Here is a 22,938-nt window from a genome sequence, read left to right on the forward strand (position 1 = left end):
GCTCGACCAGCGGCAACCGCACCGATCACCACGGTCTCGTGACGAACACACGGCGACAGCAGTAACCCGTCCGACTCACAGAGGGTCTCCGGTATGAAAATCAGTCACTACTTCGAACTCGAATCCCACGTCACCGGCGGCATCCACGAGTCGGTCGTCCACCAGCGGAAGATGCTGGATCGGCTGGACCTGACCTATACGACCGAGCCGACGCTCGAGGCCGACGTCTTCCACTGTAACCTCATGGGGCCGCGCTCGGTCTGGTACGCACGGCAGGCGCGATCGAAGGGGGTGCCGGTCGTCGCCAACACCCACGTGACCGCCGAGGACTTCGGCGACAGCTTTCGGTTCACGAACACCCTCGCGAAGCCGCTCAAGCCGTATCTCGAGTGGGCCTACGGGCTGGCCGACGCGCTCGTCTGTCCGTCCGAGTACAACCAGGACCTGATCGAGACGTACACGGAGACGCCGACGACGGTTGTCTCGAACGGCGTCGACCGGTCGAAGCTCGCAGGGTTCGAATCGCTCGAGGACGAGTACCGCGAGCGATACGACCTCGAGTCACCGACCGTCTTCCTCGTCGGCCACGTCATCAAACGCAAGGGCCTCAAAACGTTCGTCGAACTGGCACGCCGGCTGCCGGACCTGGATTTCGCCTGGTTCGGGCCGCTGGATCTCTCCCTGAAGGGCCGTGAGACGACGGCGCTGATCGAGAACGCCCCGGATAACTGTACGTTCACCGGCTACGTCGACGACATCCGCGGGGCGTACGCGGCGGGTGACGTCTTCTGTTTTCCGACCCACGAGGAAAACGAGGGGATCGCGTTGCTCGAGGCCATGGCCGCTGGCAAACCGGTTCTCGTCCGCGACATCGAGACGTTCTCGTGGCTCGAGGACGGCAAGGACTGTCTCAAAGTCTCAGAAGCGGGCGTCGACGGGTTCGAGGCGGCCCTCGAGCGACTCCGCGATCCGGAACTTCGAGCGCAACTCGGATCGAACGCGGCCGCCCGCAGCGAGGAGTTTTCGCTCGAGGCGGTCGCGAACCAGTATCAGTCGTTGTACGAGGAGGTGGTCTGAATGAAGATCGGGTTCTTTACGGACAGCTACTTTCCCGAGATCGATGGCGTAACGTATACGATCAAACTCTGGCGTGAAGAATTGGAGCGGAAAGGACACGAGGTGTACGTCATCTACCCAGATGGCGACTACGACCCCGGCGAGCGCGAGATTCCGGTGACCTCGATGCCGAACCCCTTCTACGCCGGGTACCGGATCCCGCTGACGAAACGGCCGTCGACGCTGCCTGATCTCGATGTCGTCCACTGTCACGGCCCCATGCCCATCGGCCTGTTGGGCCGGTACTACGCCCGCAAACACGATCTGCCGTCGATCTACACTCACCACACGCCCCTCGAAGAGTACTTCCACCAGAACGTCAAGTTCGAGTCGATCGCGAGCACGCTCTCGAAACTGTACGTTCCCCTCGAGAACGCCTTCCTCCAGAGCTTCGACATCGTCACTGCTTCGACCGAGCGGATCGACCGCGACGTCGAACACGTCCAGCTGCCGGTGGGCATTGACATGAACTTCTTCCAGTCGACGGACGAGGACTGGTACCCCGATCGGACGGTGGTCGGCTACAGCGGCCGACTTAGCATGGAGAAAAACGTCAGCGAGATCCTGCGGGCCGCCGAGGCACTCCCGGAGTACGACTTCGTCATCGTCGGCGACGGCCCCTATCGCGAGTGTCTCGAGGAGAACGCGCCGGAAAACGTCGACATCCGGGGCTTTCTCCCTCGCGAGGAGTTGCCCGTCTTCTACTCCTCGATCGATACGTTCGTCACCGCCTCAACCGCCGACACGCTTGGCCTCTCGACACTAGAGGCCAACGCCTGCGGGACGCCCGTCGCCGCCGCCGACGTCCCGCCGTTCGACCGCACGATCGGGGCCGACAACGGCGAGCGGTTCACCTACGGCGACCGCGAGTCGATGGTCGAGGCCATCGAAACGTGTCTGGCGACTGACCGTGACACCAGAGCCGGCGTCGAACGGTATGCGGTCGATTACACGATGGACCACCTCGAGCAGCTATACGAGACCGTCCCGCTCGCGACGGACGAAAGCCCCACCGACGTCGAGAGTCGGTGGCGCATCTCCGAAGAAGAGCGAAGCTGACCGGCCGATCCGTTCTCACATCGTCACCGCGTTCTCGCAGCCAGCGTCGAGTCTTGAGTCCCGCCTTCGACGGCCGACAGCCGATAGCGTTCGACGTACCACAGACCGGTCACACAGCAGGTAGCGGGACGAGCTCGAAGAAGTGACAGGAGTCGTCACTCGCCGTCGACTCGTGAGGAAGTGGAAAATGCCCGGGGAGGGCTCCGAACCCTCGATCTCCGCATGTCCCAGGTTCGAGGCTCGGCAGTCCTCGAGGGACACGGAGGCTTCCAAGGCGAAACCGCACCGAATCTCTGAACCCTATGAGTGCGGCGCTATGTCCAGCTAAGCCACCCGGGCTCGATTAGGAGTAGTGGCGTCCGTTTCTTTAACCTTCTCATTCGAATCCGCCGTGCAACGCGGACCCACGGATTTATCACACGGTGTTACTAACTGCGGGGCATGAGCGTTCCTGGTATCGTTACCTCTACTCTCGACGGCGAGGAGATCGCGGCACGCGTCTCCCTCGGCGGCGACGACGAGCTTTTCATCACGCCGACGCGGACCATCGTCTATCGCTCGGATGGCCTCCTGAGCGACGAATCGGCCGACGACTATCCACACGACGCCGACCGGCTGACCCTCTCAGAGGGGCGGCGCAAGACGAAGTTCACGCTCGAGTACGCACTCGACGGCGAGCGAACGTTTACGATCCCCTCGAGCGTGACCGACGAGGTCCTCCATCCCGTCCTCGCCGGGGTTTTGAGCGGCAACGGGATCACTGAGGCCGGCGAGACGGTCGTCAAAACCTACCGGTTTAGCGAACTCACCCTGATCATCACGAGCGAGCGGCTCGTCAAACACATCGGCGGTGCGGTCTGGGACGGAGACTACGAGGAGTACCGCTTCGACGACGTGACGAACCTCGACTTCGAGGACGGTAGCGTCGCAACCCAGATCGTCCTCACCGTCGACGGCCGTCCCCAGCGGATCAAGGCGCCCAACGAGGAGGCAAACGACCTCCGGGAACGCCTGAAACGGGCCCTGTTCGAGTATCACGACGTCGGCTCGCTCGAAGAACTCAACGAGACAGTCGGTGAAGACGACGACGATGGCAGCCGCGAGGCAGCGGTCGATTTCGGCGGTGGCGTAGACCCGCTCGATGCCGATCCACCGGAACCGGACGACAACGATACATCGACAGGCGACGCGACCGACGCCCAGTCGGCCGATCCGCTCGCCAGCAGTAGATCGGATGGCGTCGCAGCCGATTCGGGGCGGCAGTCGAACACGAACGACGGCGGACAGGTCCAGTGGTCACACGCAGAGGCAGAGACGGCTCCCCACGACGACAGCGACAGCGTGGCGGCAACAACCGACTCCGACTCGTTCTTCGAGGAAACCGCCGAGACGGACACGGCAGACGATCCGACGCGACGAGCTGATCCAGTCACGACCGAGCCCGATCCCGAACTCATCGAGCGCCTCGAGGCACTCGAGGCGGCAGTCGAGCGGCAAAACGAGATCATCGAGAAACAAGGAGAGACGATCGAGCAGTTGATCGCGGAACTGCGACAAGGCCGGTAACACGCGGTGAGCGCGGCCGAAGGCGGCCTGGCGTCTACTCCCGCCCAGTCACTTTTCGGATACAGGACGACCCAAAGGGGCCGAGTTCGCCGGCCTCGAGGTCGATGAAGTAACCGGTCGACAGTCCGGAGCCACAGCGTTTGCAGGTGAAATCGCCCTCTTTCGTGATGACGTCCTGCTCGAAGCTGACGTACTGGCGGCTTTTGGGACGGACGATCCCGTCCTCGCGCTCGATCAGTCCGCGGAGTTCGGCCCGATCGAGGATCGTTCGCGTCACCGTCGGATCGGTCGTGACCGTCTCGATCCGATCGATGACCTCGGCAAGCGAGAGCGACTCGTGCTCGAGGCGAGCGAGCAACGCCAGGCCGAGTGCGACGCGGTCGTCGTCTGCCCTGGGATCGTCAGCCACGCTGTCCGCAGTGTGCTCTTCGTCGCGATCCATCTACCGGTGCTCTCGTCTCGGCGCATAAACGTGTATCCCCTCGGGGACACAGCCACGACATTCTCAGTCAAGAGGGATGTCGACGGTTCCCACGTCCTGAGAATCCACCGGTCGTTGATACTGCCGCTAGCCCGTTTTTCGAAAGAGAACAGGAGCCGACCGACGACCGACACCACTGACTCGACATGATCGACGGCACACCACGACCGACGACCGACCGACACACCCAGGCGATCGTTGCGCGACTGGAAACGAACGGGGCACCGCGTGATCGATAGATGTTCGGACGACAACTCGAGCGAGAGTTGCTCGCAGTGCTCGCCGATGAGGGACCGTTGTACGTCGTCGATCTCGCCGCGACGGTCGACGAACACCCGGTGACGGTCGAGCATGCGTGCGACCGGCTCCGCGACGACGGCGACATTCGGTCGGTCGGTGGACGGCAATACGAGGTGACCGCGTCGGGTCACCGTCGACTCGCCGACACTGAACCGACACCGAGCGGTTCGTCTCGGTCGGACGCGAGCGGGATGGCGGACTGAGACGGACCACTGTCATACGGACACCTGTCAGTGGGTGCCGGCGCACCCCCGACCCGTCCTGCGGGTGCGCCGGGAGTTCGTGGTGAGTTGCCCGTATCGACAGGACGCCACCGACCCCGACGAAGCGATCCGATCGGTCGACTCCGAGCCAGGACCCGGACACACAAGTACGAGAACCGCTACAGTTCAGCTATGCCAGAGATCACGTCGGTCGGTTCCCTCGAGTCGACCCCACACGCCGCGGTCTTCGACGTCGACGCTCCACGAACGGTTCGACTCCAGCTCGAGGCGGACGAACGCATGCCGAAACATCGCCATCCGAAGTCGAACGTCGTCCTCTACGTCCTGGACGGTACGCTCGAACTCGCGCTCGGGGACGACAGCTACGACCTCGAATCGGGCGATGTCGTCCGATTCGACGGCGATCAGGAGATCTCGCCACACGCGCGTACCGCGTGTGCGGCATTGCTCGTGTTCGCGCCGAAGACCGACTAGCCGACGGTCGTCGCGACGCCTTTCGTCTGCCGGTAGTCGCTGTCGAGGATCGCCTCGAGTCGCGAAATGATGGCCTCGCGGTCGTCGCCGTACCACTCGACCGGGTCCTTGATCGGGACGACGAGGAACCCCCGGCCACGGATGTCGGCGGCGTGGAGGTCGTCCATCTCGAGGTCGAACCGCCGTCGCTGGGTCGTATACTCCCGGAGGACGTGATCGGTCGCGCGAGCGCCGACCGGCAGGAGGACGTGTGCGTTGATCGCGCGCAGTTCGGCGTCGAAGAAGCGCTCGAGCGTCGCGTAATCTTCGTCGGTCGGCGCTTCCCCGTCCGGGAGACTGCACATGTGGATGTAGCTTAGAAAACAGTTCTCGAGGACCGGTTCGTCGCGTGGGCCGCTGGCGAAGCCCACCTCTCGAAGGACACCCTGGATCGCGCGTCCGCTCTCGGTTTCGGTAAATGGGACGCCCGTGGATTCGCCGCCGTGAACTCCGGGATAGTCGCCGATCACGTGAAAATCGGCATTGGCATCTCCATAGCCGAAGACTGCCGGCCGATCGCCGGGATCGGAGCGGTCGAACGGTGGCCTGAATCCGAACGGGTTGCTCGTCCTGTCGGTCACGTTTTGCACACCGGTACAAGACGGCCAGCGGCCAAAACAACAGCGGTCGGATCGGGTCGGTTCAGGATGATTCGCGGTGCCAGTCCGTCACCGTCGGCGCTGGTCGTGAACAGCCGAAATCGTGACTGCTCGATACAGACGGCGACCGGTGACCAAACGACGGTGGACTTATGTTTTGTTCGTCCGTTTTCTGTCGCAGATGTATCAGGCGGGCCACTACGGAGGGGCACTCGCGGCGTACACGCCGCTTGGGACCGTGGTCGGCCTGCTGGGCCACGGTGAACTCGCCATCGTCGGCGGCCTCGTCTGCGTGGCACTGTCGACGTTGCCCGACTTCGACCATCGACTCCCACTGATCGACCACCGCGGACCGACCCACACGATCCTGTTCGCGCTGGCCGTCGGCGTCGGTCTCGCCACGCTGGCCGCTGTCCTCGTCGACGCGGCAGCAGCGCTCGTCGACATCGGCATCGTCGTCTTCGCGTTTCTTGTCGGCGTGGTTTCGATCGGCTCACACCTCCTCGCGGACGCGCTGACCCCGATGGGCATCCGGCCGTTCTGGCCCGTCTCGAGTCGTCGATACTCGTTCGAGGTAACGACAGCCGCCAACCCGGTCGCCAACTACGGGCTGTTCGGCCTGGGAATCACAGCCGCCCTCGCTGGGCTGTCGATTATCGTTGCCTTCGGGTGAACACGAGCCCGGTGACGAACGTCACGAGGAGCGCGGCTGTGGTGGCGAAGTAGGGCATCTCGAGCATGGGGTTGACCGCCTGCCGGCCAAAAAGGAGGACGAGAACGACCAGCGGCGGCGCGACGAGCAGTGGCATGACGGACCGGCCGGTGAGCCGACGACGGCCGACCATCGCGGCGACGATGGCTGCACCGAGCAGCGTCAGCGTCACAGCATACTGGACCAGTTGCATCGTCGGCGAGTACGTCTCGATACCGGCATCGACGGCGGGACTGAGGACTACGTGGGCTGGTAGCGCGACGATCCCGAGTCCGAGCGCGCCGGTGATGTGCGTCGTCGTCAGCCGCGATTCCCAGACGAGGACCGTCGCGACGAGGAACAGCGTGAAGATGGTGACGGCCGTCCAGAAGTGCAGCGACAGGATGTCCATCGTGTACTGCGTGACGGTTTCGCGACCGAGTGCGACCTGCACCGGCGTCAGGACCATCCCGAGGACGACCAGCCCAGTGACGCGCCGGTCAACGTCGGGGAGTCGCCAAGCTGCGACTGCCGAGCCGATGATGGCGAAGCCGGCGAACATCGCAACGAAGCGGTGGAACCACTCGTAGAAACTCGGTATGTTTGCCGGCAGCAGGTTGTACGGTCCAGCGTCACACTGGGGCCAGTTGGCCTGACAGGCCAGGCCAGACCCCGTCGCTTTTGCGGCGACACCAAGCAGAATCGTCGCCCCAACCAGCACGAGCGTCGTGGTCAGCAGGTGCGGATAGCCGAACCGATCGATCAACGATCGAAATCTCGAGTCGGGCGTGTGATTGTCGTACGACACGGGCGTTCACGAGGGGGTTAGGACGGGCCGTACTTAGGTTGACCGAGTCTTCCGGTTCAGCCGGGAACCCGCTCCGATCGACAGGCCGTGTCACGCAGTTAGCTGGCCGTCATCCGTTCTGTGCCGGTGATACTGAACGCCGTCGGCGGAAATACGTTTCACAAATATTTCCGGTACGGTGTTAAATTCAGCTATTCGCTCATTTTTAACCCTCATTTTCGAACATTAAACTACAAACGCTATGTGTAGCGTCTCTCGAGTCCAACTCGAAATGCGACCTACCAAACCTACTCGGCGAGGGTTCGTCGGCGTGATCGGTCTGCTCGCCGGAACCACAGCAACCGGGACAGCCGTCGCACGACGATAGCGGAAGGGCCAAAGCGGTGATTCGTCAGGTTCCCTCGAGTCGTTGTCGGATGCGGAACGAGCAGGGATTCGCTATATGCGTGAGGAAGAAAAGCTAGCTCGCGATGTCTATCTCACGTTCTACGAGGAATGGGGGCTGACGATCTTCGATCGGATCGCGAGTTCGGAACAGCGACACACGGACGCGATCAAGAACCTGATCGACAAGTACGACCTCGCCGATCCATACCGCGATGCGATCGGGTCGTTCACGAACTCCAGCCGCTCTACGATTTACTGGTTGCACGCGGTCTCGAATCGCCCACAGAGGCACTCATGGTCGGCGGACTCATCGAAGAGACGGATATGGTTGACATTCAGGAGTTCATCGACCAGGCCGACAACGACGACATCATCACTGTTTATTCAAACCTGATGGAGAGTTCGGAGAACCACCTGTCCGCGTTCGTCGACGTGCTTGCAACGCGTGGCATCGACTACGAACCACAGGTTCTCTCTCAGGAGACCTACGAGCGTATTATTTCGTAACCGAGTTCGAACGTTACGACTCGAGTGTGATCCACTCGCCGCGGTCGTTGCTCTCCTCGATCGCATCGAGGACCCGCTGGGCGGCGAGTCCGTCCGCGAAGCTTGGTTCGTACGTCGTCCCCTCGGCAACGGCGCTCAAGAACTCGTAGTTCTCGTGGACGAAGAGATGCTCCCAGCCGATCACGTGTCCTGGCGGCCACCAATGATCGATGTAGGGGTCGTCTTCGTCGGTGATTAGAATCGTCTCGTAGCCGCGATCGCCGTCGCGGAGCACCTCGAGTTCGTTCAGTCGCTCGAGGGAAAATCGCAGACTCCCCTCCGAGCCGTGAATTTCGATCGTGTGGTCGTTCTTGTGGCCCGTCGCGAAGCGCGATCCCTCGAGCGTTCCCATGGCACCGTTTGCGAACGCGAGCTGTGCGGAGTAGGCGTCGTCGACGGTAACAGGCCGGGTCTCGTCGCCGTCTTCGGTCCGTCGCTCCTCGACGAACGTCCGCAGGTGGCCGCTGACACGTTCGATCTCGCCCGCGAGGTCGTCGCTCCCGACGAGAAACCGCATGAGATCGACCGTATGTGAGCCGAGATCGCCGAGCGCACCCGAGCCGGCCAATTCCGCGTCGTTTCGCCACGACCACGGGGCCTCGGGATCGACCAGCCAGTCCTGCAGGTAACGCCCGCGGACGTGATGGATCTCGCCGAGTTCGCCCGCCTCGAGCAACCGCTTTGCGTACTGGATCGCCGGCACGAATCGGTAGTTGAACGCACACCCCGCAGGGACGTCGTCACCGGCCTCGCGTGCCGCTTCTGCCATCGCCTCGGCATCCGAGAGCGTCGGCGCGAGCGGTTTCTCGCAAAAGACCGGTGTCCCGACCTCGAGGGCGGCAATCGACGGCTCGCGGTGGACGTGATTCGGCCCGAGGTTGTAGAAGACATCGACGTCGTCGACGACGTCTCGCCAGTCGGTCGCGATCGAGTCGAAGCCGAGCCGATCGGCGGCGTCCGACAGCGCCGACTCGGTACGGCCGATCAGAACACTGCGTTCGATTTCGGGCGCGTCCGGGAAGAACATCGGCAGCCGCGCCATCGCGTTCGCGTGTGCTTTACCCATGAACCCGTAGCCGAGCACGCCGACCTCGAGAGGCATGGACGGCCGTTCATCGGCCCGGTAGTTAGCGCTTTGTGGTGCGACAGCCGGGGTGGTTACGCTGTGTCGGTCTCGAAGCCGCCGCGGTGGACGATCTCACCGAGCGGCTTGCGGTCGCTCGGCTGTTCGCGTTCCTGGAGCTCGTCGGGGAGCGTTTCGGGCGGTGCACGCTCACCGATCGCGACCATCGCTTCGACGGCGAACTCCTCGGGAACCTCGAGTTCCGCAGCCGCGCGTTCGTAATCGAAGCCGGCCATCCCGTGGACGACCAGGTCGCGGCGCGCGCCCTCGAGCGCGAGGTTCTGCCAGGCGGCGCCGGTATCAAAGGAGTGAACAGGAGCTGGCTCACCGTTGTGGTCGAACGTCGTCTTCGAGACGATAACGGCGAGCACGGCGGCATCGGTCGCCCACGCTCGATTCCCTTCGGAGAGGAGGTCGACGAAGGTGTCCCACTCGTCGTCCTCGCGGCTCGCGTAAATGAACCGCCAGTGCTGGTTGTTGAACGCGGAGGGGGCCCAGCGGGCGGCCTCGAACAGCGGGAGATACTCGGCGTCGTCGAGCGGCTCGCCGGTCATCGCGCGCGGTGACCACCGGTTGACGAACAGGGGATCGATATCGTGGTCAGGGTCGCGGTGCTCGGCGATGTCGTCGCGCAGTTCGCGTCGTGGTGTCGGGGACTGTGCCATCGATCGCTGCTAGGGACGTGCGCTATGTATACGTTATCGGACAAAAGGGATACCAGGTAACACTCGTGTCGTGGTCATGTCTCTCGATTAGAGACTATCTGACGATATAATTTTTGTTTGACAGTTATCCGCAGCAGATCGGCACGACGGAGACTGCGAATCCGGCTGCGTTACGGAAGTTGGCGCAGAACAGAACGCAAAAAGAACGGAACAGTCGTGCGTCGAGTGACCGCTGTCATACGGACTACTGTAGTCAGTACCGGTACAACCGCGACCGTGCTGCGGTTGCACCGATAACTCGGTACAGCAGGCCGTATCAGTCGTCGGCAGGCGTCGGCGTCTCGCGCTCGATGTCGATGTTACCCGCATCGAGGTCCGCCTCGACGTTGCGGGCCGCCTGCACCATGTTCTCCATCTTACCGTAGGCGACCTCACGTGGCAGCAGCTTCAGGCCGCAGTCCGGCGAGACGACGAGCTGTTCCGGCGGGACGATCTCGAGGCCCTTCTTGATGTTCTCCTCGATTTGCTCGACCGATTCGACCTCGGCGACGTGAACGTCGGTGACGCCGAGTGCGAGATCCGCGGTGAACTCGGGGTCTTTGAAGACGTCGAGCTGTTCGTAGTCGCCGTTGGCGAGTTCGAGGTCGAACTCATCGACGGGGAACTCGAGGATTTCGGGGTAGATGCGAGAGTAGTCGCCGTAACAGACGTGGAGGCCGATACGGACGTCCTCGGGGATGTCGGCGACGATGCGCTCGAGGGCTTCGCCAACGATGGCGTGGTCGTCGGGCGTGGTGGCGAGCGCGGGCTCGTCGATCTGGATGTAGCGGGCACCGGCGTCGACGAGCTTCTCGATTTCCTCGTTGACGAGGTCGGCGAGGGCGTAGGCGAGTTCCGCGTCGTCCTCGTAGGCCTCGTTGAACGCCCAGCTCGCGAGCGTGTAGGGCCCGGTGATCGGGACCTTCACGGGGCGATTAGTGGCGCTGGCGGTGAACTTGTACTCGTCGACGAGCCAGCTCTCGTCGTACTCGACTTCGCTGACGACGGAGGGCTTGTCGAAGTAGTTGTGTCCCCACACCTTGACGGGGCCGTTGAACTCGTAGCCGTCGATGCGGTGGGCGAAGAACTCGACCATCTCGGTGCGGCGCATCTCGCCGTCGACGACGGTATCTAAGCCGGCACGCTCGTGTTCGTTCGTGATGACGCGGGCGGCGTCGTCTTTCGCTTCCTGCCAGTTGTCCTCGTCGAAGTCGGCCTCGTCGTCCTCGTAGAGTTCCTTCGCGCGGTTGAGCCACTTGGGCTTCGGGTAGGAGCCGACGACGCTCGTCAGCAGGAAGTGGTCGTGCTCGTGATCCTCGGGTCGGAACTGATCTTTGTTGTCGCTCATGCTGGGGTCACCTCTGCGAGGTCTGCGGCTTCGGCAAGAACCTCGAGTTTCTCGACGTACTTCGCGTAGGGCAGATAGAACGTCTCCGTGTTCGTCGTCAGATAGACCGTCTCGAAGTCGGTCGTCGGCAGCTGTCCCTCGACCCACTCGACGCGGTCACGGATCGCTTCGGCGTCCTCGACCAGGGTGTTCTGGCCGTCGGCGAGACCGAGCGCGACGTCGTCAGTCGTGCCGTACTCCTGGATGTTGTAGAGGTTGTCGTCCTGATTCGCGACGAAGTCGAAGCCGACGGCGTCGATGTCGGCGTCGAGCAGATGGGCGTAGACTTTCTCCTCGAGTGCGCCCCAGTAGGGCTGGACGACGACGTCTGCGTCGACGGCGGCTGCGACCTGATCGATCGCCTCGCTCGCGCGTTCGTCTTCGCCATCGGCGGGCGTGTTCTCGACCAGCGACGGCTCGAGCAGGAACAGCGTCTCGACGGCGGGGAGGGCGTCGGCTTCGTCGGCGAGGAAGTCGGCGATCGCCGCGAGGAAGTCAGCCTCGTCGCCGTAGTGCTCGTCGGTCGCGAGGTCGGCAAGCGAGTAGGGGCCGGGGAGAACGGCCTGCAGGTCGTCGTCGGTCAGGTCGGCGGCCGCCTCGAGTTCCGAGGCGACGTCACCGGTGGCTGCGAGGTCGTCAGTGACGACGGGCTCTCGGTAGAAGTTGTTGTTGTCGTAGTAGCGGACGATCCCGCGCGTTTCGACGGCGTCGGCGACTGCGAGCGGGTGAGCGAGCATGTCGTCCCAGCGCAGTTGCCCTTCGACGATGCGGTCGAGGCCGGCGTCTTGCTGGGCATCGATCACTTCTTCACGAGCTTCCTCGTAGACCGCGGTGATCTCCTCGCCCTCGTCACCGCTGATGAGGTCGTGTTTCTGGTGGCCCTTGAGATCCGAGAGGTCGTCTTTCGCCCAGTCCGGGAGCGGATACAGCCCCGGCGTGGTCGAAACGTACTCAGTCATCGTACATCCGGCTAGGCTATACCGACGCTTAATATTTTCCATCCGATGTAATACACTGCAGTAATTCTTGCGGGTTTCGTCGTTTTGCGGTCGCTCAATCGGAGAGTTCGATCCCCATCGAGAAAACCCGAACACGGCCGCATGACACACAGGCGTGAGCCGTTACTCGAGGGCCAGCAACGCGTACGTTTCATCGTCGACTTGCGCGACGACGTAGAGTGTGCCGTCGTCCAGAACCGGGCCAGGGCCAACCCGCCCCGCGAATTCCTGTTCGAACCGGACGGCAGGTCCGCTACCCAGGCTGTTACTGGGAGTTGGATCGAACGCCCAAAGGCGGTCGCCACCGACGAAAACCGTGTCACGACCGGCCGCCGGGGCCGTGTGTTGCCAGTCGCCGATCGCGGACTCCCAGCGTCGATCGCCGGACTTCGAATCGATGGCATGAAGCTCGCCACCGTTCGCGACGAGGACGAGTCCATCGATCACACCGATTCCGCGTTCGACCCCGCCGGTATCGGCGGTCCAGTTGATCCCCGGACTCGAGAGCCCCTCATCCATCAGCGCGTACGTCGTTCCGTTCCGGCACGTAATATAGACCGAATCCGAATCAGCGCTGGGCGGAGCTGTCGGTGCTGCCGGCAGTTGCCACCGCCGTCCACCGACTCCTTCCTCATCAAGCAAGTAGACTTCTCCAGCTTCGGTCGCGATGACGTACCAGTATCCCCCGAAGACGGCGACGTGATCGAGTACCTGCCCGAAGACATCGCGTCGCCACTCGACGGACCCGTCGGCCGGATCGAGCGCGACCACCTGCTCTCCGACCCCGAAAACCAGCCGGCGGCCGGCGTAGGTCCCCGGCGTCGTCACCGAACCAGGAGCCTTGAACTCGCAGTCCCACACCGGGTCACCAGTATCAGCCTCGAGCGCGTGGAGCGTCCCGGCGGTAGCCACATAGGCGACCCCGTCCCAGAGCAACGGCGGCGTGTGAACGTCCCCGAACGACCACAGTTCCGTCCCATCGGCCGCGTCGAAGACGCGAAGGGTTCGATGATCAACGTAGTAGACGTATCCAGCAGCGACAACGGGTTCCTGAGAGGAGAATTGCGTCACTTCGACTCGCCAGCGTTCGGTGACACCGTCGACGGGTGCCTTTCCATCCGCGATCTCGCGGGTGTTGGCGGCGTTGCAGCCGAACGTCGACCAGTCACCGTTCGCGCCAGCGACGTGGCCGTCAGGATCGGGCAACTCGGCGACACCGGAGGGCGGCGGGTCGTCGGGTTCCGAGAACCGAGAAGGCATCGAACAACCCGCAAGCGCGACGCTCGTCACACCGACGGTCGTCAAGAGTGTCCGTCTCGTGGAGGGCATCATCCCAGTAGCGGTCAGCCATCCAATAAGTGTTTTCGGATGAAATAACGGATTACGGAAGCAACTCGAGCACGGTCAGCGTCTCGAAGGGGAACGACTCGTCGGCGACAGCGACGGCGCTAAAGCCTTCCTCGCCGGCCCGTTCGACGACCTCGTCGACACCCGTTAGACTGCTCACGAGCAGGTAGACGACGCCGTCGGGTGCGAGCACGCGACCGACCGACTCGAGGAACGGATCGATGACGGCCCGGCCATCCTCGCCGCCCGAGAGCGCGTGTTCCATCCAGTCGTCCCACTCGTTTTCGGGGTCGGTCGGCAGATACGGCGGGTTGAATGCGACTGCGTCGAACACGCTATCCTGAAACGGGGCGACTAGATCCGCTCGCACCGTCTCGACGTTCGGGGCCCGGGCCTGGCGGACCGCGTGCGGGTTCAGATCAGAGGCGATCACGCGCGCTTCCGTCTCGTCGGCGATCCGGCCGGCAACGTAGCCCGAGCCGGTGCCAACTTCGAGCACGAGTTCGTCCCCTGCGAGGCGCGCTGTGACTGTCTCGGCCAGCAGCTGCGAATCCTCGGCGGGCTGGTAGACGTCCGGTTCCTGGTCGCGTCGGTCCTCGAGTCCCATCTATCGTTCCTCCGGTGTCGTCATACGCTGTTCTCGGCGGTCCTCGGCTGGCTCGGTCCCGGGGGCATCAGCAACCCGAAAGCCGCCGGTCTCGGCCCGGCCGGTGAGTTCACGCTGTGGGTACGGGATCTTGATGCCTTCGGCTTCGAACGCGTTCTTGATCGCGTTGATCGCGGCGGTCCGGGCGTTCCAGTAGCGTCTGGCACTCGGTTTGTCGATCCAGAACCGAACCCCGAGCACGACCGCGGAGTCACCGAAGGATTTGCCGACGACCTGTGGGGATGGTGCCGCCAGCGCGTCGTCGACCTCGTCGACCGCCGCTTTTGCGAGGTCACCAGCCCGTTCGATGTCGGCCTCGTAATCGACGCCGACCTCGATCTCGACACGGAGTCGCCCCCGTCTCGAGCGGTTGGTCACCATACTCGTCGAGATGACGTCGTTGGGGATCATGATGTACTCGCCGTCGAACGACCGAATGCGGGTGTTGACGATCGAGATGTCGGTAACGATCCCTTCGTCCCCCTCGACTTCGATCCAGTCGCCGATCTCGAACGGCCGGGCGAACATCAGGACGAAGCCCGCGAGCATGGTTCCCAGCGTCTGACGGGCAGCCATACCCAGCACGATACCGAGAAAGCCGGCCCCGACGAGGAGGCTTCCGAGATCCTCGATCCAGATCCCCAGCACGACGACGAGCGAGACTGTCCAGATGATTACCTGCGAGAGTCGATGGGTGACCTGCCGCTGGTGTTCGGTGACTGCCGCCGTCGAGTCCATGACCTCCTCGATCACCCGTCGAACGAATCGCGCGACGATGACCGTCAATACGATCAGGAGAAAGGACACGACTGCTCGCGGAACAGTGTTGCCGCCCGGGTCCAGCCCCGCATAGATCCGCTGGAGTTCGTCCGTCCGACCCCACACACCGGTTACAACAGCAGCACTCACCACACAGACGCCGATAAGCACCGTCATCGAAACGATATCGGCGTGCAGCGGTTTCGTCCGGTCGGCCAGCCGCTCGTGAAGCCACCGGTAGGAAAGTAACACGGCGACGACGATCCCAACCGCTATGAACGACACCACGAGTTTCAGCGGCGTCGTCGGGAACAGCTCCGACAGCCAGTCGAGCCGTGTCAAGAGTCCGGACATGCGTTCGTCTCTCCGACCTGTCGTCCGCGCAGCTTTGAGTATCCGTTGGTTGGGGCCGCGACTCGAGTCATACGGACTCCTGTCAGTGGGTGCCGGCGCATCCGCGACCTGTCCTGCGGGTGCGCCGGTAACTCGGGACAGCAGACCGTATTAGCCGTCGTCGGGCTCGCCGACCTCCCACGCGAGTTGGGCCAGCGCGGCGAACTCGGCAGGAGCCATCGCCCCAGCTCGCTTTTGGAGGACGTCGTCATCGGCCGCATCGACGACTGCCTCCGGCTCTGCGAGCCCGGAGATATGCGCCGTGTTCCGGATCGCGTTCCGGATCGTCTTCCGGCGCTGGGTGAACAACGCCTTGACGAACCGCAAGAAGAAGTCCTCGTCATCGACCTCGTAGTCGGGTTCGCGCGGGACCGCGCGAATCACCGCGCTCTGGACCGCCGGCGGCGGCGAAAACGCCTCCTTCGGGATCGACTCGACGAGTTCGATGTCCGCGTAGTGCTGACTCGAGACCGAGAGTCGACCGTACTCGCTCGTCCCGGACTCGGCGACCATCCGCTCGGCGAACTCCTGTTGAAACATCAAGACGAGCGGCTTCTTTTCCGGAAACAGCCGGAAGGCGATCTCGCTCGAGACGCCGTAGGGCAGGTTCGAGACCGACGCCGAGAAGTCAGGCAGGTCGACCGCGAGAGCGTCACCCTCGATCACGGTCAGGTCGCCAGCCGCGATCTCGTCGACGAACTCCTCGCGCAGGAACGCGGCGAGGTCGCGGTCGCGCTCGACGACAGTTACCTCGTCGCCGACCGCGAGCAACCGGTCGGTCAGTACGCCCGTTCCACCGCCGATCTCGAGTAAGTGACTTGTGTCGGCGTCGATCTCCGTGAGATACGTCGGCAGTCGGTCGAGGACGCGATCGTCGACGAGAAAGTGCTGGTCGCGATCCGGATCGCCGCGGATTCCTGCCCGGGCGATCAGTGCGTCTGGATCTCTCATTGCCGTCGCTATGACGAGAAGCGGTGTAAACGCACTGTCTTGGCCGCGAGAAACCGACCGCCGACACCTGTCGATTATTGGTTCTGTTCCTGCTCGCGCCGGCCCACGAAGGTCTGGTACTTGAGGTCGTCGTCGCGCAACTCCTCGAGAATGCGATCGACGAGGATCTGATCGGGATCGTGGAGCCCGGAGACGCGCTCGGACAGTTCCTCGAAGCTCTCGAAGGGTTTGCGTTTTCGCTCGTCGAGGATGCTGTTGCGGAGTTTCTTCCCGATCCCCGGCAGCAGATTCAGCTGGTGGAGCCGCAGCGTAATCGGCTGGGCGTCGTTGTAGAAGTCGACGAAGCGCTCTTCGTACTCTTCGACGAGATCGGCGACGACGTACTCGAGTTCCGACTTGGCACCCGAGGAGAGGTCGTCGTACTCGACGCGGTGGCACTCGGTGACGACGTCCCGCTCGGCGGGGGGTTCGACGACGACCTCGCTCCCGATCGTGAGCCGTTCGTCCTCGTCGAACGCGACCTGATAGAGTTGGAAGTCGTCGATACCGACAGCATACCCTGCCGGTGACTTCGCGTACTGCGGTCGGCCGTCGTCAGACAGCCCGTGTGCGAGGTAATCCAACACGACCGCGCGCCGAACGTCCGTCTCGTCGCCATCGGCTTCGCTCATTATCGTTTGCTACGGCGACGGCGTACTTAAAGAGTCGGCTCACTTTCACGAGCCGTCCCGCAGGCTGTCCGACTTCCAGTTGGTGGGTTGTGGATCGGCGAGCCGATTTCTGCGAGAATCAGTGACCGAACGGCGTTTAGCGGTGGCGCTGAGGGTGCTAAGCCCCCGCCCTCACGGAGCGATCGGAGAGAGCGAGTACGGCGGGGATACGGCACCCGCACGAGTCTCAAACATGCTCAAACCAGAATATTTACCGTCGAATCTGTCGTATGTAGCGATACATCGGATGATATACAGCCCTCGCTTCCGATTGCTCCCAACCACGGAGCAACGTGAAGCGATGGACTGGACCCGGGACATCGTGCGCCAGACCTACAACCACGCACTCTGCGAGTTCAACAAAATCCCCAACGATGCGGGCACGCTCCGCCAGCGCGTCTGGAGCATCCGCGACAGGCTGCCCACGATGAAAAACTGGTGGCCCGACCTGAAACAGGTCTACTCCACCGTCCTGCAGAAGGCCGTCGAGCGTATCCGAGACAACATCGAAAACCTCGGGAAGCTCAAAGCCAAGGGCTACAACGTAGGATCGTTGAACTGGAAAAAGCCCCGAGAGTACAGGAGTTTCACGTACCGCCAATCAGGCTTCGAACTCGACAAGAAGAGTGGCCCGAACGGACGCGGACTCCTCGTCCTCACGAAACTCAGGGGTAAAACCCGCGAAATTCCGATTCGCCTCCATCGAGACCTTCCAGACCACGAGCAGATCAAAGAGGTGACTCTCAAGAAAGAGCCGACCGGCGCGTGGTACGTCTCGTTCTGCATTAAGACGGATGAGCCCGAGACACCCGCCGTCGAAGACATCCATCCCGATGACACCGTGGGTCTTGACCTCGGTGTGCTAAACTTCATTCACGATTCGGATGGGCGCTCGATCGGGCGGCTCGACTTGTCCGCTGACCGCGAGCGGCTCGAACGCGAGCAACGCTCGCTCTCTCGAAAAGAGTGCGAATCACACAACTGGGAGAAGCAACGCCGCCGTGTCGCGGAAGTCCACGCCCGGATGTCAAACAAGAAGCGGGACTTCAAGCACAAGCTCGCGCATTTCTACACCACCGAGTACGACGCCGTCTTCGTCGAAGACCTCTCGGTAAAGGAGATGCTCGAATCACCGGAGAATGCACGGAACAAGGCCGAGGTCGGGTGGCGCGATTTCATTACCATCCTCGAACACCACGGCGAGAAGAGCGGCTGTCACGTCAAAGAAGTCGAGCCGCGCGGAACGACCACGGAGTGCGCCTCGTGCGGCGTTTCGACGTGGAAGCCCCTCTGGAAACGCGAGCATTCGTGTCCGGCATGCGGGTTCGAACTGGACAGGGATTGGAACGCGTCGGTGAACGTGCTGTCGCGTGGTCTTGACACACTAGGAGTGGTTCACTCCGAATCTACGCCCGTGAAGACTGCGACCGCTGTGGACTCGGTTTCCGTGTCTGCAAGTCGCGTCGTCGAAACGGGAAGTCCCACCCTCAAGGAGCCGCCGAAGGCGGCGAGTAGGGCGGGGTAGTTCACACGTACCGTGCGACGACGTTGAGAATGTCGTCGAGTTCGTCCCCCGACAGCGAGTAGCGCTGCTGTGCGTACACCGACCGGAGTTCGTCCCGGTCCTGTGGCAGGAGGTTGGCGATCTTGTAGGCCGTCGGTTCGTCGACCTTCTCGAGGTCCTGGAGGTCCTCGACGAGTGCCTGAGCCTCCTCAGGATCGAGAACGGCGAACCGATTGGCGTGTTCGATCGCGCGCGCGAGTTCGTAGCGCAGCTCGCGATCCTCGTCCATCGCGCGTTCGGCTTCGATGTCGGCGAGCAGCTCCTTCGTCTCCGAGACCGTCAGGAACTCCTCGTCGACGATCTCTTTGAAGATCGTCATCCCTGTTCAGATCCGGCTCTTTTCCTGATTCTGTGCGCGCAGGTGGGCCGCAGTTACGAGCAGCGTCTTGTCCTTGCCGCCGTCGTTGATCTGGACTTTGAACGCGCTGCCCTGTTTACCGATCACTTCGCCGGTACGACCGTCGAAGCGCGGGTGGAAGCGGCCGTCCGCGACGCTTGGGTCGATCTTCAGGTGGACTTTCTCACCCTCCTCGTACTCCTGAATCGCACGCTGTGGTGGCGACGTGCCACGGTCTCGAGGATCGTTTGCGAGCTTTCGCCGGGTTCCCTGACGAGGGCCATTAGATTTCGGCATAGTCGTACGACCGCTTTGTCCGGTGATGGTTATAAAACACACGTATTCGGGTTGCTCGAGTGTGGCCCTCGCGTCGTGAGCAGCGAGGGTGAACGCGGGACACCCACACCTATCGTGCTGGCAGCGCATGCTCGTCGTATGCAAGACGAAGACGACGCTGGCGTGCATACGCTTCCGATCACGATCGAATACGGTGGGCGAGAACTGACGGTCACACCCGTACTCGTCGAGACCAACCGCGGGCTCGTCCTCTGCGACGTGGGACCACAGGGTGCCGTCGACGGCCTCGAGACCCACCTGCGAAGCCTGGGCTACGACCTCGAGGACATCTGGCTCGTAGTCCTCACCCACCACGACGGGGACCACGCTGGTGGACTGTCAGAACTGAAAGAGCGCGTCGATGCAGTCGTCGCGACCCACCACGCGGAAGCGCCGTACGTCGCCGGCGAGCGCGAGCCGATCAAGGGCGACGGCGATCGCTACCCGCCCGTCGCCGTCGATATCGAACTGGCCGACGGGGTTCGGATTCCGACGGTCGCCGGCCCCATGGAGGTCGTCGCGACACCCGGCCACGCGCCAGGTCATCTCTCGCTGTACTTCCCCGATGGAAACCTGCTCGTCGCGGGTGACGCGCTCGTCGCGGACGGAGGTGAGCCGCTCGCCGGCCCGAAACCGCAGTTCACGCCCGACATGGATCGCGCGATCGAGTCCGTTGGGACGCTCGCCGAGCTCGAGGTCGACCACACGCTGTGCTATCACGGCGGCTACGTCCCGGAGGGAAGTGACAGGATTCGCGAGATTTACGAGCAGTTACGCGAGTGATGCTGAGAATCCGTACGGTCGCCGTCAGCGTGCTGGCCGCAGGCGACCACAGGACTGAAGCGGAATTCTCATCGGTGTCGACGACCAAAACGGGATAATGCGACTCGAACTCCGCGTCTGTCAGCACTGTCTCGATGGCGATCACGGCAACGAGCGTCGCACTGCGCTTCTCAACGACATGGTCAACTGCGCCGAACAGATCAAGGAACACAAGGACGTCCTCGACCTCGATGCGGTCCACATCCGGAAAGTCAGGGACGACGAACCGGGGAAACCGGCGGCGCTGCCGGTCGTCTCGGCGACGATCCAGAACGACCAGATCGTCTTGAACGACACGCAACTCGTCGCTGAGGGCCAGGACGGAAACATGCTCGTCTACACCAACCCCGACGACGTGCTGACCGTCCTCGCGGGGAACCTGGACGAAATCAGCAAGGCCGTCACCGACGACGTGACCGTCGACCTCTCGCCGATCGGCGCAGAGATCGTCTCGCAAGCAAACCTCGGTGCGGACCGCGGCGATCAGGAACAGAGCCAGTAAGCGCTCGTCGTCGACCGTTCCCGTCCTGACTCACGTTCTGGTGACGATCCGTCCAGTAGCGACAGCGACCGCTACTGGCGGACTATTATTGTCGGCTGCTGGCCGCGAGTGGCCCAGCGCCGAAACGGCTGAAAAACGGACGCTCGCCGTTTAGATACGGCCGACGTTCTCGACGCCGACGCTTTCGACGCCGTCGACCTCGGTGAAGTTCTCCTCGACCGTCTCCGTGCCGCCCGCACTGTCGGGGACGATCACGGTCGGGTAGAGCGCAACGAGGCCGAACGCGACTTCCTCACGCTCGACGCCGTTGATCTTCGCACCCTCGGGGAGGGTACTCTCGAGGCGCTCCTGGAGCGCGTCGAGGTCGATTTCGGGGCTGTCCGGCATGACCTTGATTTTGGCAGCGACTTTTCCCATGGTAGTTACGGGCCGGTGAAACCGCAGTCGGGACACTCATAGAGGTTGCTCTGCTTGCGACATTTGGCACAGCGGTAGATCTGCTGGCCGCAGTCGGGACACTTGAACGCAGCGGCGTTCGTGCCCGCGATGTTGAGCCCGCAAGAGACACAGGAGCGTGTCTCTCGGTCGTCGGTCGTACTCATACACCTCCTTTCCCGCCCGCCGTTTTTAACGGTTGTCTTTCGACGGCTGCTCGAGCGAGTCGTGATCGGAGACGACCAGCACGTCCGCGACTCGAGACGGCGAGTGACGGTCGTCGCGTTTTCAGAGTCCGAAAAGACGGTGACGGTTACTTTATACCCCGGTCGAAACGTGGAAGTGAGGTCCGGTTGTTCGACGCCCGACCGGACCTCCGCCTCTGACATCTCACTGCGTCGCCGGAATTCGGACCGACAGTATCAACATTCAAAGTCGTGCCCGTCCTACGGCGAGTGAATGCGCCTCGACGACTACATCGAGGAGTTAGAACCCGACGAGGAGGCAGAGCGTCGTCGCCTCGCCAAGGAGAAGTCCTACGCGATCACGGATCATCTCGAGGACTTCGAGCGGCGGTTCGACGACGCCGTCAGCGGCGACACTCTCGTCGGCTCGACCGCACCCTCGATCTTCGTCGGGCGATCGAACTACCCAGACATCCCCGTCGGACTGCTCTCGCCGGTCGGCGACGAAGATGCCGCCGCGGAGTACGTCACCGACGGCGACTGGTACCAGCAGGGATACGCGATCGACGACGTCCTCCAGCGCCGGACGGGCCTGTTGAACTCGAGCAAGCGCGCCAACGTCGACTCGCCGTCGATCGCGAGCCGGCTGACGCCCTCAGTTCACGATACGTGGGACGGCTTCGTCGGCGTCCAGCGCGAGGTCGCCATCGCCGACCGGCCGGTCGACCTGGAGATCGGGCTGGACGACACCCCCGATCTCGGGCTGGACGCGGGGACGGACGTGGCGACGCCGCGGGGCCCGCGTGCCAACGCGCGCAACGCAGAGCTACGGGAGAACCCATACGTTCCCCGGCCGGTCAAGAAGACGCTCGAGGACGACGACTGGCAGGCCGAGGGGGCGATGACCTACCTGTATCGGCGCGGATTCGACGTCTACGACATCAACTCGATCCTCTCGGCTGGCGCGCTCGGCCAGACCGAGCAGCGCCGGCTCGTCCCGACGCGGTGGTCGATCACGGCCGTCGACGACACCGTCGGGAAGTACCTGCGTGGGCGCATCCGGAACGCGCCCAGCGTCGACGAAGTGCAGGTCTGGGCAAACGAGTACGTCGGCAACCGCTACTGGATCGTGCTCGCACCCGGCAGCTGGGAGTTCGAACTCGTCGAGATGAAAGCACCGGGCAGCATCTGGAATCCGAACCCGAACGACGAGGTCTGGCTCCAGAGCGCCAGCGAGGGCTACGAGGGGCGCTCGAGCTACGTCGAGGAGACCGCCGGTGCCTACTACGCCGCCCGGCTGGGGGTCCTGGAGTATCTCGAGTCGATCGGCCGGCAGGCGAAGTGTCTCGTCCTGCGCGAAGTGTCGGACGACTACTGGGCACCCGTCGGCGTCTGGCAGGTCCGTGAGAGCGTTCGCAACGCCTTCGACGGTGTTCCCGGGAGCGCCAG

Annotated in this window: 26 protein-coding genes, 1 tRNA gene and 1 pseudogene; 11 read left to right on the forward strand and 17 right to left on the reverse strand. The window is 63.1% G+C overall.

Annotated elements, in window-relative coordinates; translation table 11 throughout:
• The first annotated feature begins 93 nt into the window (after positions 1 to 93).
• Both ACFR99_RS11580 and ACFR99_RS11585 read left to right on the forward strand, forming a co-directional pair.
• A complete protein-coding gene (locus tag ACFR99_RS11580; RefSeq protein WP_390287509.1) occupies positions 94 to 1,077 on the forward strand; it encodes a glycosyltransferase family 4 protein in 984 nt (327 codons plus the stop codon).
• Positions 1,078 to 2,175: a glycosyltransferase gene (locus ACFR99_RS11585; RefSeq protein ID WP_390287511.1), complete on the forward strand. Its 1,098-nt coding sequence runs from the start codon at positions 1,078 to 1,080 to the stop codon at positions 2,173 to 2,175.
• 188 nt (positions 2,176 to 2,363) lie between these two features.
• On the opposite strand, the gene ACFR99_RS11590 is transcribed toward ACFR99_RS11585, so the two are convergent.
• A tRNA-Met gene (locus ACFR99_RS11590) sits at positions 2,364 to 2,514 on the reverse strand.
• A gap of 102 nt (positions 2,515 to 2,616) precedes the next feature.
• Between ACFR99_RS11590 and ACFR99_RS11595 the strand changes: the two genes are divergently transcribed.
• Positions 2,617 to 3,741, forward strand: a complete 1,125-nt coding sequence (locus tag ACFR99_RS11595) for a DUF7115 domain-containing protein (protein WP_390287513.1) — start codon at positions 2,617 to 2,619, stop codon at positions 3,739 to 3,741.
• 34 nt (positions 3,742 to 3,775) lie between these two features.
• Here ACFR99_RS11595 and ACFR99_RS11600 read toward each other — a convergent pair whose 3' ends face one another.
• Positions 3,776 to 4,183, reverse strand: coding sequence for a DUF5830 family protein (locus ACFR99_RS11600; protein ID WP_390287515.1), 408 nt, complete (start codon positions 4,181 to 4,183; stop codon positions 3,776 to 3,778).
• A 278-nt stretch (positions 4,184 to 4,461) separates the two neighbouring features.
• Here ACFR99_RS11600 and ACFR99_RS11605 point away from each other — a divergent pair, with 278 nt between their 5' ends.
• Positions 4,462 to 4,725 carry a helix-turn-helix domain-containing protein gene (locus ACFR99_RS11605; protein WP_390287517.1) on the forward strand — a complete coding sequence of 88 codons (264 nt, stop codon included), beginning with the start codon at positions 4,462 to 4,464 and terminating at the stop codon, positions 4,723 to 4,725.
• A 192-nt stretch (positions 4,726 to 4,917) separates the two neighbouring features.
• Positions 4,918 to 5,220, forward strand: coding sequence for a cupin domain-containing protein (locus tag ACFR99_RS11610; protein WP_390287519.1), 303 nt, complete (start codon positions 4,918 to 4,920; stop codon positions 5,218 to 5,220).
• On the opposite strand, the gene ACFR99_RS11615 is transcribed toward ACFR99_RS11610, so the two are convergent.
• Positions 5,217 to 5,849 carry a uracil-DNA glycosylase family protein gene (locus ACFR99_RS11615; protein WP_390287521.1) on the reverse strand — a complete coding sequence of 211 codons (633 nt, stop codon included), beginning with the start codon at positions 5,847 to 5,849 and terminating at the stop codon, positions 5,217 to 5,219. The two genes, ACFR99_RS11610 and ACFR99_RS11615, sit on opposite strands and share 4 nt — an antisense overlap.
• Before the next feature lie 190 nt (positions 5,850 to 6,039).
• Here ACFR99_RS11615 and ACFR99_RS11620 point away from each other — a divergent pair, with 190 nt between their 5' ends.
• Positions 6,040 to 6,531 carry a metal-dependent hydrolase gene (locus tag ACFR99_RS11620; RefSeq protein ID WP_390287523.1) on the forward strand — a complete coding sequence of 164 codons (492 nt, stop codon included), beginning with the start codon at positions 6,040 to 6,042 and terminating at the stop codon, positions 6,529 to 6,531.
• Here ACFR99_RS11620 and ACFR99_RS11625 read toward each other — a convergent pair.
• Positions 6,512 to 7,357, reverse strand: coding sequence for a COX15/CtaA family protein (locus tag ACFR99_RS11625; RefSeq protein WP_390287525.1), 846 nt, complete (start codon positions 7,355 to 7,357; stop codon positions 6,512 to 6,514). The two genes, ACFR99_RS11620 and ACFR99_RS11625, sit on opposite strands and share 20 nt — an antisense overlap.
• Before the next feature lie 442 nt (positions 7,358 to 7,799).
• On the opposite strand from ACFR99_RS11625, the pseudogene ACFR99_RS11630 reads away from it, so the two are divergent.
• Positions 7,800 to 8,251 (forward strand): annotated as a pseudogene (locus ACFR99_RS11630) (DUF2202 domain-containing protein).
• A gap of 13 nt (positions 8,252 to 8,264) precedes the next feature.
• Here ACFR99_RS11630 and ACFR99_RS11635 read toward each other — a convergent pair.
• The 9 genes from ACFR99_RS11635 to ACFR99_RS11675 form a co-directional block, all read right to left on the reverse strand.
• Positions 8,265 to 9,392 carry a Gfo/Idh/MocA family protein gene (locus tag ACFR99_RS11635; protein ID WP_390287527.1) on the reverse strand — a complete coding sequence of 376 codons (1,128 nt, stop codon included), beginning with the start codon at positions 9,390 to 9,392 and terminating at the stop codon, positions 8,265 to 8,267.
• 56 nt (positions 9,393 to 9,448) lie between these two features.
• Positions 9,449 to 10,078, reverse strand: coding sequence for a nitroreductase family protein (locus tag ACFR99_RS11640; RefSeq protein ID WP_390287529.1), 630 nt, complete (start codon positions 10,076 to 10,078; stop codon positions 9,449 to 9,451).
• Positions 10,079 to 10,394: 316 nt separating this feature from the next.
• A complete protein-coding gene (locus tag ACFR99_RS11645; RefSeq protein WP_390287531.1) occupies positions 10,395 to 11,465 on the reverse strand; it encodes a methionine synthase in 1,071 nt (356 codons plus the stop codon).
• Positions 11,462 to 12,463 (reverse strand): 5-methyltetrahydropteroyltriglutamate--homocysteine methyltransferase, encoded by a 1,002-nt coding sequence (locus ACFR99_RS11650; protein ID WP_390287533.1) that lies wholly within the window; start codon positions 12,461 to 12,463, stop codon positions 11,462 to 11,464. The genes ACFR99_RS11645 and ACFR99_RS11650 overlap by 4 nt, the downstream gene beginning before the upstream one ends.
• Positions 12,464 to 12,625: 162 nt before the next feature.
• Positions 12,626 to 13,831, reverse strand: a complete 1,206-nt coding sequence (locus ACFR99_RS11655) for a PQQ-binding-like beta-propeller repeat protein (RefSeq protein ID WP_390287535.1) — start codon at positions 13,829 to 13,831, stop codon at positions 12,626 to 12,628.
• A 52-nt stretch (positions 13,832 to 13,883) separates the two neighbouring features.
• Positions 13,884 to 14,456, reverse strand: coding sequence for a HemK2/MTQ2 family protein methyltransferase (locus ACFR99_RS11660; protein WP_390287537.1), 573 nt, complete (start codon positions 14,454 to 14,456; stop codon positions 13,884 to 13,886).
• Entirely contained in the window at positions 14,457 to 15,608 is a 1,152-nt protein-coding gene (locus ACFR99_RS11665) for a mechanosensitive ion channel family protein (RefSeq protein ID WP_390287539.1), read from the reverse strand.
• A 150-nt stretch (positions 15,609 to 15,758) separates the two neighbouring features.
• On the reverse strand, positions 15,759 to 16,598 hold the full coding sequence (locus ACFR99_RS11670; protein ID WP_390287541.1) for a 16S ribosomal RNA methyltransferase A: 840 nt from the start codon (positions 16,596 to 16,598) through the stop codon (positions 15,759 to 15,761).
• Positions 16,599 to 16,672: 74 nt separating this feature from the next.
• The gene (locus ACFR99_RS11675; RefSeq protein WP_390287543.1) at positions 16,673 to 17,269 is read right to left on the reverse strand and encodes a DUF655 domain-containing protein; all 597 of its coding nucleotides are present in this window, start codon (positions 17,267 to 17,269) and stop codon (positions 16,673 to 16,675) included.
• Positions 17,270 to 17,555: 286 nt separating this feature from the next.
• Between ACFR99_RS11675 and ACFR99_RS11680 the strand changes: the two genes are divergently transcribed.
• On the forward strand, positions 17,556 to 18,833 hold the full coding sequence (locus ACFR99_RS11680) for an RNA-guided endonuclease InsQ/TnpB family protein (protein WP_390287818.1): 1,278 nt from the start codon (positions 17,556 to 17,558) through the stop codon (positions 18,831 to 18,833).
• A 1-nt stretch (position 18,834) separates the two neighbouring features.
• Here the strand turns inward: ACFR99_RS11680 and ACFR99_RS11685 are convergent, their stop codons facing one another.
• Positions 18,835 to 19,191: an RNA polymerase Rpb4 family protein gene (locus tag ACFR99_RS11685; protein ID WP_390287545.1), complete on the reverse strand. Its 357-nt coding sequence runs from the start codon at positions 19,189 to 19,191 to the stop codon at positions 18,835 to 18,837.
• Between the two features lie 6 nt (positions 19,192 to 19,197).
• Positions 19,198 to 19,506, reverse strand: a complete 309-nt coding sequence (locus ACFR99_RS11690) for a 50S ribosomal protein L21e (protein ID WP_390287547.1) — start codon at positions 19,504 to 19,506, stop codon at positions 19,198 to 19,200.
• 138 nt (positions 19,507 to 19,644) lie between these two features.
• Between ACFR99_RS11690 and ACFR99_RS11695 the strand changes: the two genes are divergently transcribed.
• Together ACFR99_RS11695 and ACFR99_RS11700 are read left to right on the forward strand one after the other, a co-directional pair.
• Positions 19,645 to 20,328 (forward strand): MBL fold metallo-hydrolase, encoded by a 684-nt coding sequence (locus tag ACFR99_RS11695; RefSeq protein WP_390287549.1) that lies wholly within the window; start codon positions 19,645 to 19,647, stop codon positions 20,326 to 20,328.
• Between the two features lie 97 nt (positions 20,329 to 20,425).
• On the forward strand, positions 20,426 to 20,869 hold the full coding sequence (locus ACFR99_RS11700; RefSeq protein ID WP_390287551.1) for a hypothetical protein: 444 nt from the start codon (positions 20,426 to 20,428) through the stop codon (positions 20,867 to 20,869).
• Positions 20,870 to 21,019: 150 nt separating this feature from the next.
• Here ACFR99_RS11700 and ACFR99_RS11705 read toward each other — a convergent pair whose 3' ends face one another.
• Together ACFR99_RS11705 and ACFR99_RS11710 are read right to left on the reverse strand one after the other, a co-directional pair.
• On the reverse strand, positions 21,020 to 21,286 hold the full coding sequence (locus tag ACFR99_RS11705) for an elongation factor 1-beta (protein ID WP_092931371.1): 267 nt from the start codon (positions 21,284 to 21,286) through the stop codon (positions 21,020 to 21,022).
• Positions 21,287 to 21,291: 5 nt separating this feature from the next.
• The gene (locus ACFR99_RS11710; RefSeq protein ID WP_006184530.1) at positions 21,292 to 21,471 is read right to left on the reverse strand and encodes an HVO_2753 family zinc finger protein; all 180 of its coding nucleotides are present in this window, start codon (positions 21,469 to 21,471) and stop codon (positions 21,292 to 21,294) included.
• A gap of 292 nt (positions 21,472 to 21,763) precedes the next feature.
• Between ACFR99_RS11710 and ACFR99_RS11715 the strand changes: the two genes are divergently transcribed.
• Positions 21,764 to 22,938 (forward strand): hypothetical protein (locus ACFR99_RS11715; RefSeq protein WP_390287820.1); only part of this gene is annotated, 1,175 nt, incomplete at its 3' end.

Origin of the sequence: Haloarchaeobius amylolyticus, assembly GCF_042678045.1 — an archaeon.
GTDB classification, from domain to species: Archaea; Halobacteriota; Halobacteria; order Halobacteriales; family Natrialbaceae; genus Natrinema; species Natrinema amylolyticus_A.

Bases quoted from the DNA above. Each gene is read 5' to 3' on its own strand.
- ACFR99_RS11670 (WP_390287541.1), bottom strand. From the start codon at position 16,598: ATGAGAGATCCAGACGCACTGATCGCCCGGGCAGGAATCCGCGGCGAT.
- ACFR99_RS11695 (WP_390287549.1), top strand. From the start codon at position 19,645: ATGCAAGACGAAGACGACGCTGGCGTGCATACGCTTCCGATCACGATC.
- ACFR99_RS11700 (WP_390287551.1), top strand. From the start codon at position 20,426: ATGCGACTCGAACTCCGCGTCTGTCAGCACTGTCTCGATGGCGATCAC.
- ACFR99_RS11690 (WP_390287547.1), bottom strand. From the start codon at position 19,506: ATGCCGAAATCTAATGGCCCTCGTCAGGGAACCCGGCGAAAGCTCGCA.
- ACFR99_RS11655 (WP_390287535.1), bottom strand. From the start codon at position 13,831: ATGCCCTCCACGAGACGGACACTCTTGACGACCGTCGGTGTGACGAGC.
- ACFR99_RS11680 (WP_390287818.1), top strand. From the start codon at position 17,556: ATGATATACAGCCCTCGCTTCCGATTGCTCCCAACCACGGAGCAACGT.
- ACFR99_RS11620 (WP_390287523.1), top strand. From the start codon at position 6,040: ATGTATCAGGCGGGCCACTACGGAGGGGCACTCGCGGCGTACACGCCG.
- ACFR99_RS11705 (WP_092931371.1), bottom strand. From the start codon at position 21,286: ATGGGAAAAGTCGCTGCCAAAATCAAGGTCATGCCGGACAGCCCCGAA.
- ACFR99_RS11645 (WP_390287531.1), bottom strand. From the start codon at position 11,465: ATGAGCGACAACAAAGATCAGTTCCGACCCGAGGATCACGAGCACGAC.
- ACFR99_RS11685 (WP_390287545.1), bottom strand. From the start codon at position 19,191: ATGACGATCTTCAAAGAGATCGTCGACGAGGAGTTCCTGACGGTCTCG.
- ACFR99_RS11580 (WP_390287509.1), top strand. From the start codon at position 94: ATGAAAATCAGTCACTACTTCGAACTCGAATCCCACGTCACCGGCGGC.
- ACFR99_RS11665 (WP_390287539.1), bottom strand. From the start codon at position 15,608: ATGTCCGGACTCTTGACACGGCTCGACTGGCTGTCGGAGCTGTTCCCG.
- ACFR99_RS11675 (WP_390287543.1), bottom strand. From the start codon at position 17,269: ATGAGCGAAGCCGATGGCGACGAGACGGACGTTCGGCGCGCGGTCGTG.
- ACFR99_RS11595 (WP_390287513.1), top strand. From the start codon at position 2,617: ATGAGCGTTCCTGGTATCGTTACCTCTACTCTCGACGGCGAGGAGATC.
- ACFR99_RS11640 (WP_390287529.1), bottom strand. From the start codon at position 10,078: ATGGCACAGTCCCCGACACCACGACGCGAACTGCGCGACGACATCGCC.
- ACFR99_RS11660 (WP_390287537.1), bottom strand. From the start codon at position 14,456: ATGGGACTCGAGGACCGACGCGACCAGGAACCGGACGTCTACCAGCCC.
- ACFR99_RS11635 (WP_390287527.1), bottom strand. From the start codon at position 9,392: ATGCCTCTCGAGGTCGGCGTGCTCGGCTACGGGTTCATGGGTAAAGCA.
- ACFR99_RS11600 (WP_390287515.1), bottom strand. From the start codon at position 4,183: ATGGATCGCGACGAAGAGCACACTGCGGACAGCGTGGCTGACGATCCC.
- ACFR99_RS11610 (WP_390287519.1), top strand. From the start codon at position 4,918: ATGCCAGAGATCACGTCGGTCGGTTCCCTCGAGTCGACCCCACACGCC.
- ACFR99_RS11710 (WP_006184530.1), bottom strand. From the start codon at position 21,471: ATGAGTACGACCGACGACCGAGAGACACGCTCCTGTGTCTCTTGCGGG.
- ACFR99_RS11605 (WP_390287517.1), top strand. From the start codon at position 4,462: ATGTTCGGACGACAACTCGAGCGAGAGTTGCTCGCAGTGCTCGCCGAT.
- ACFR99_RS11650 (WP_390287533.1), bottom strand. From the start codon at position 12,463: ATGACTGAGTACGTTTCGACCACGCCGGGGCTGTATCCGCTCCCGGAC.
- ACFR99_RS11585 (WP_390287511.1), top strand. From the start codon at position 1,078: ATGAAGATCGGGTTCTTTACGGACAGCTACTTTCCCGAGATCGATGGC.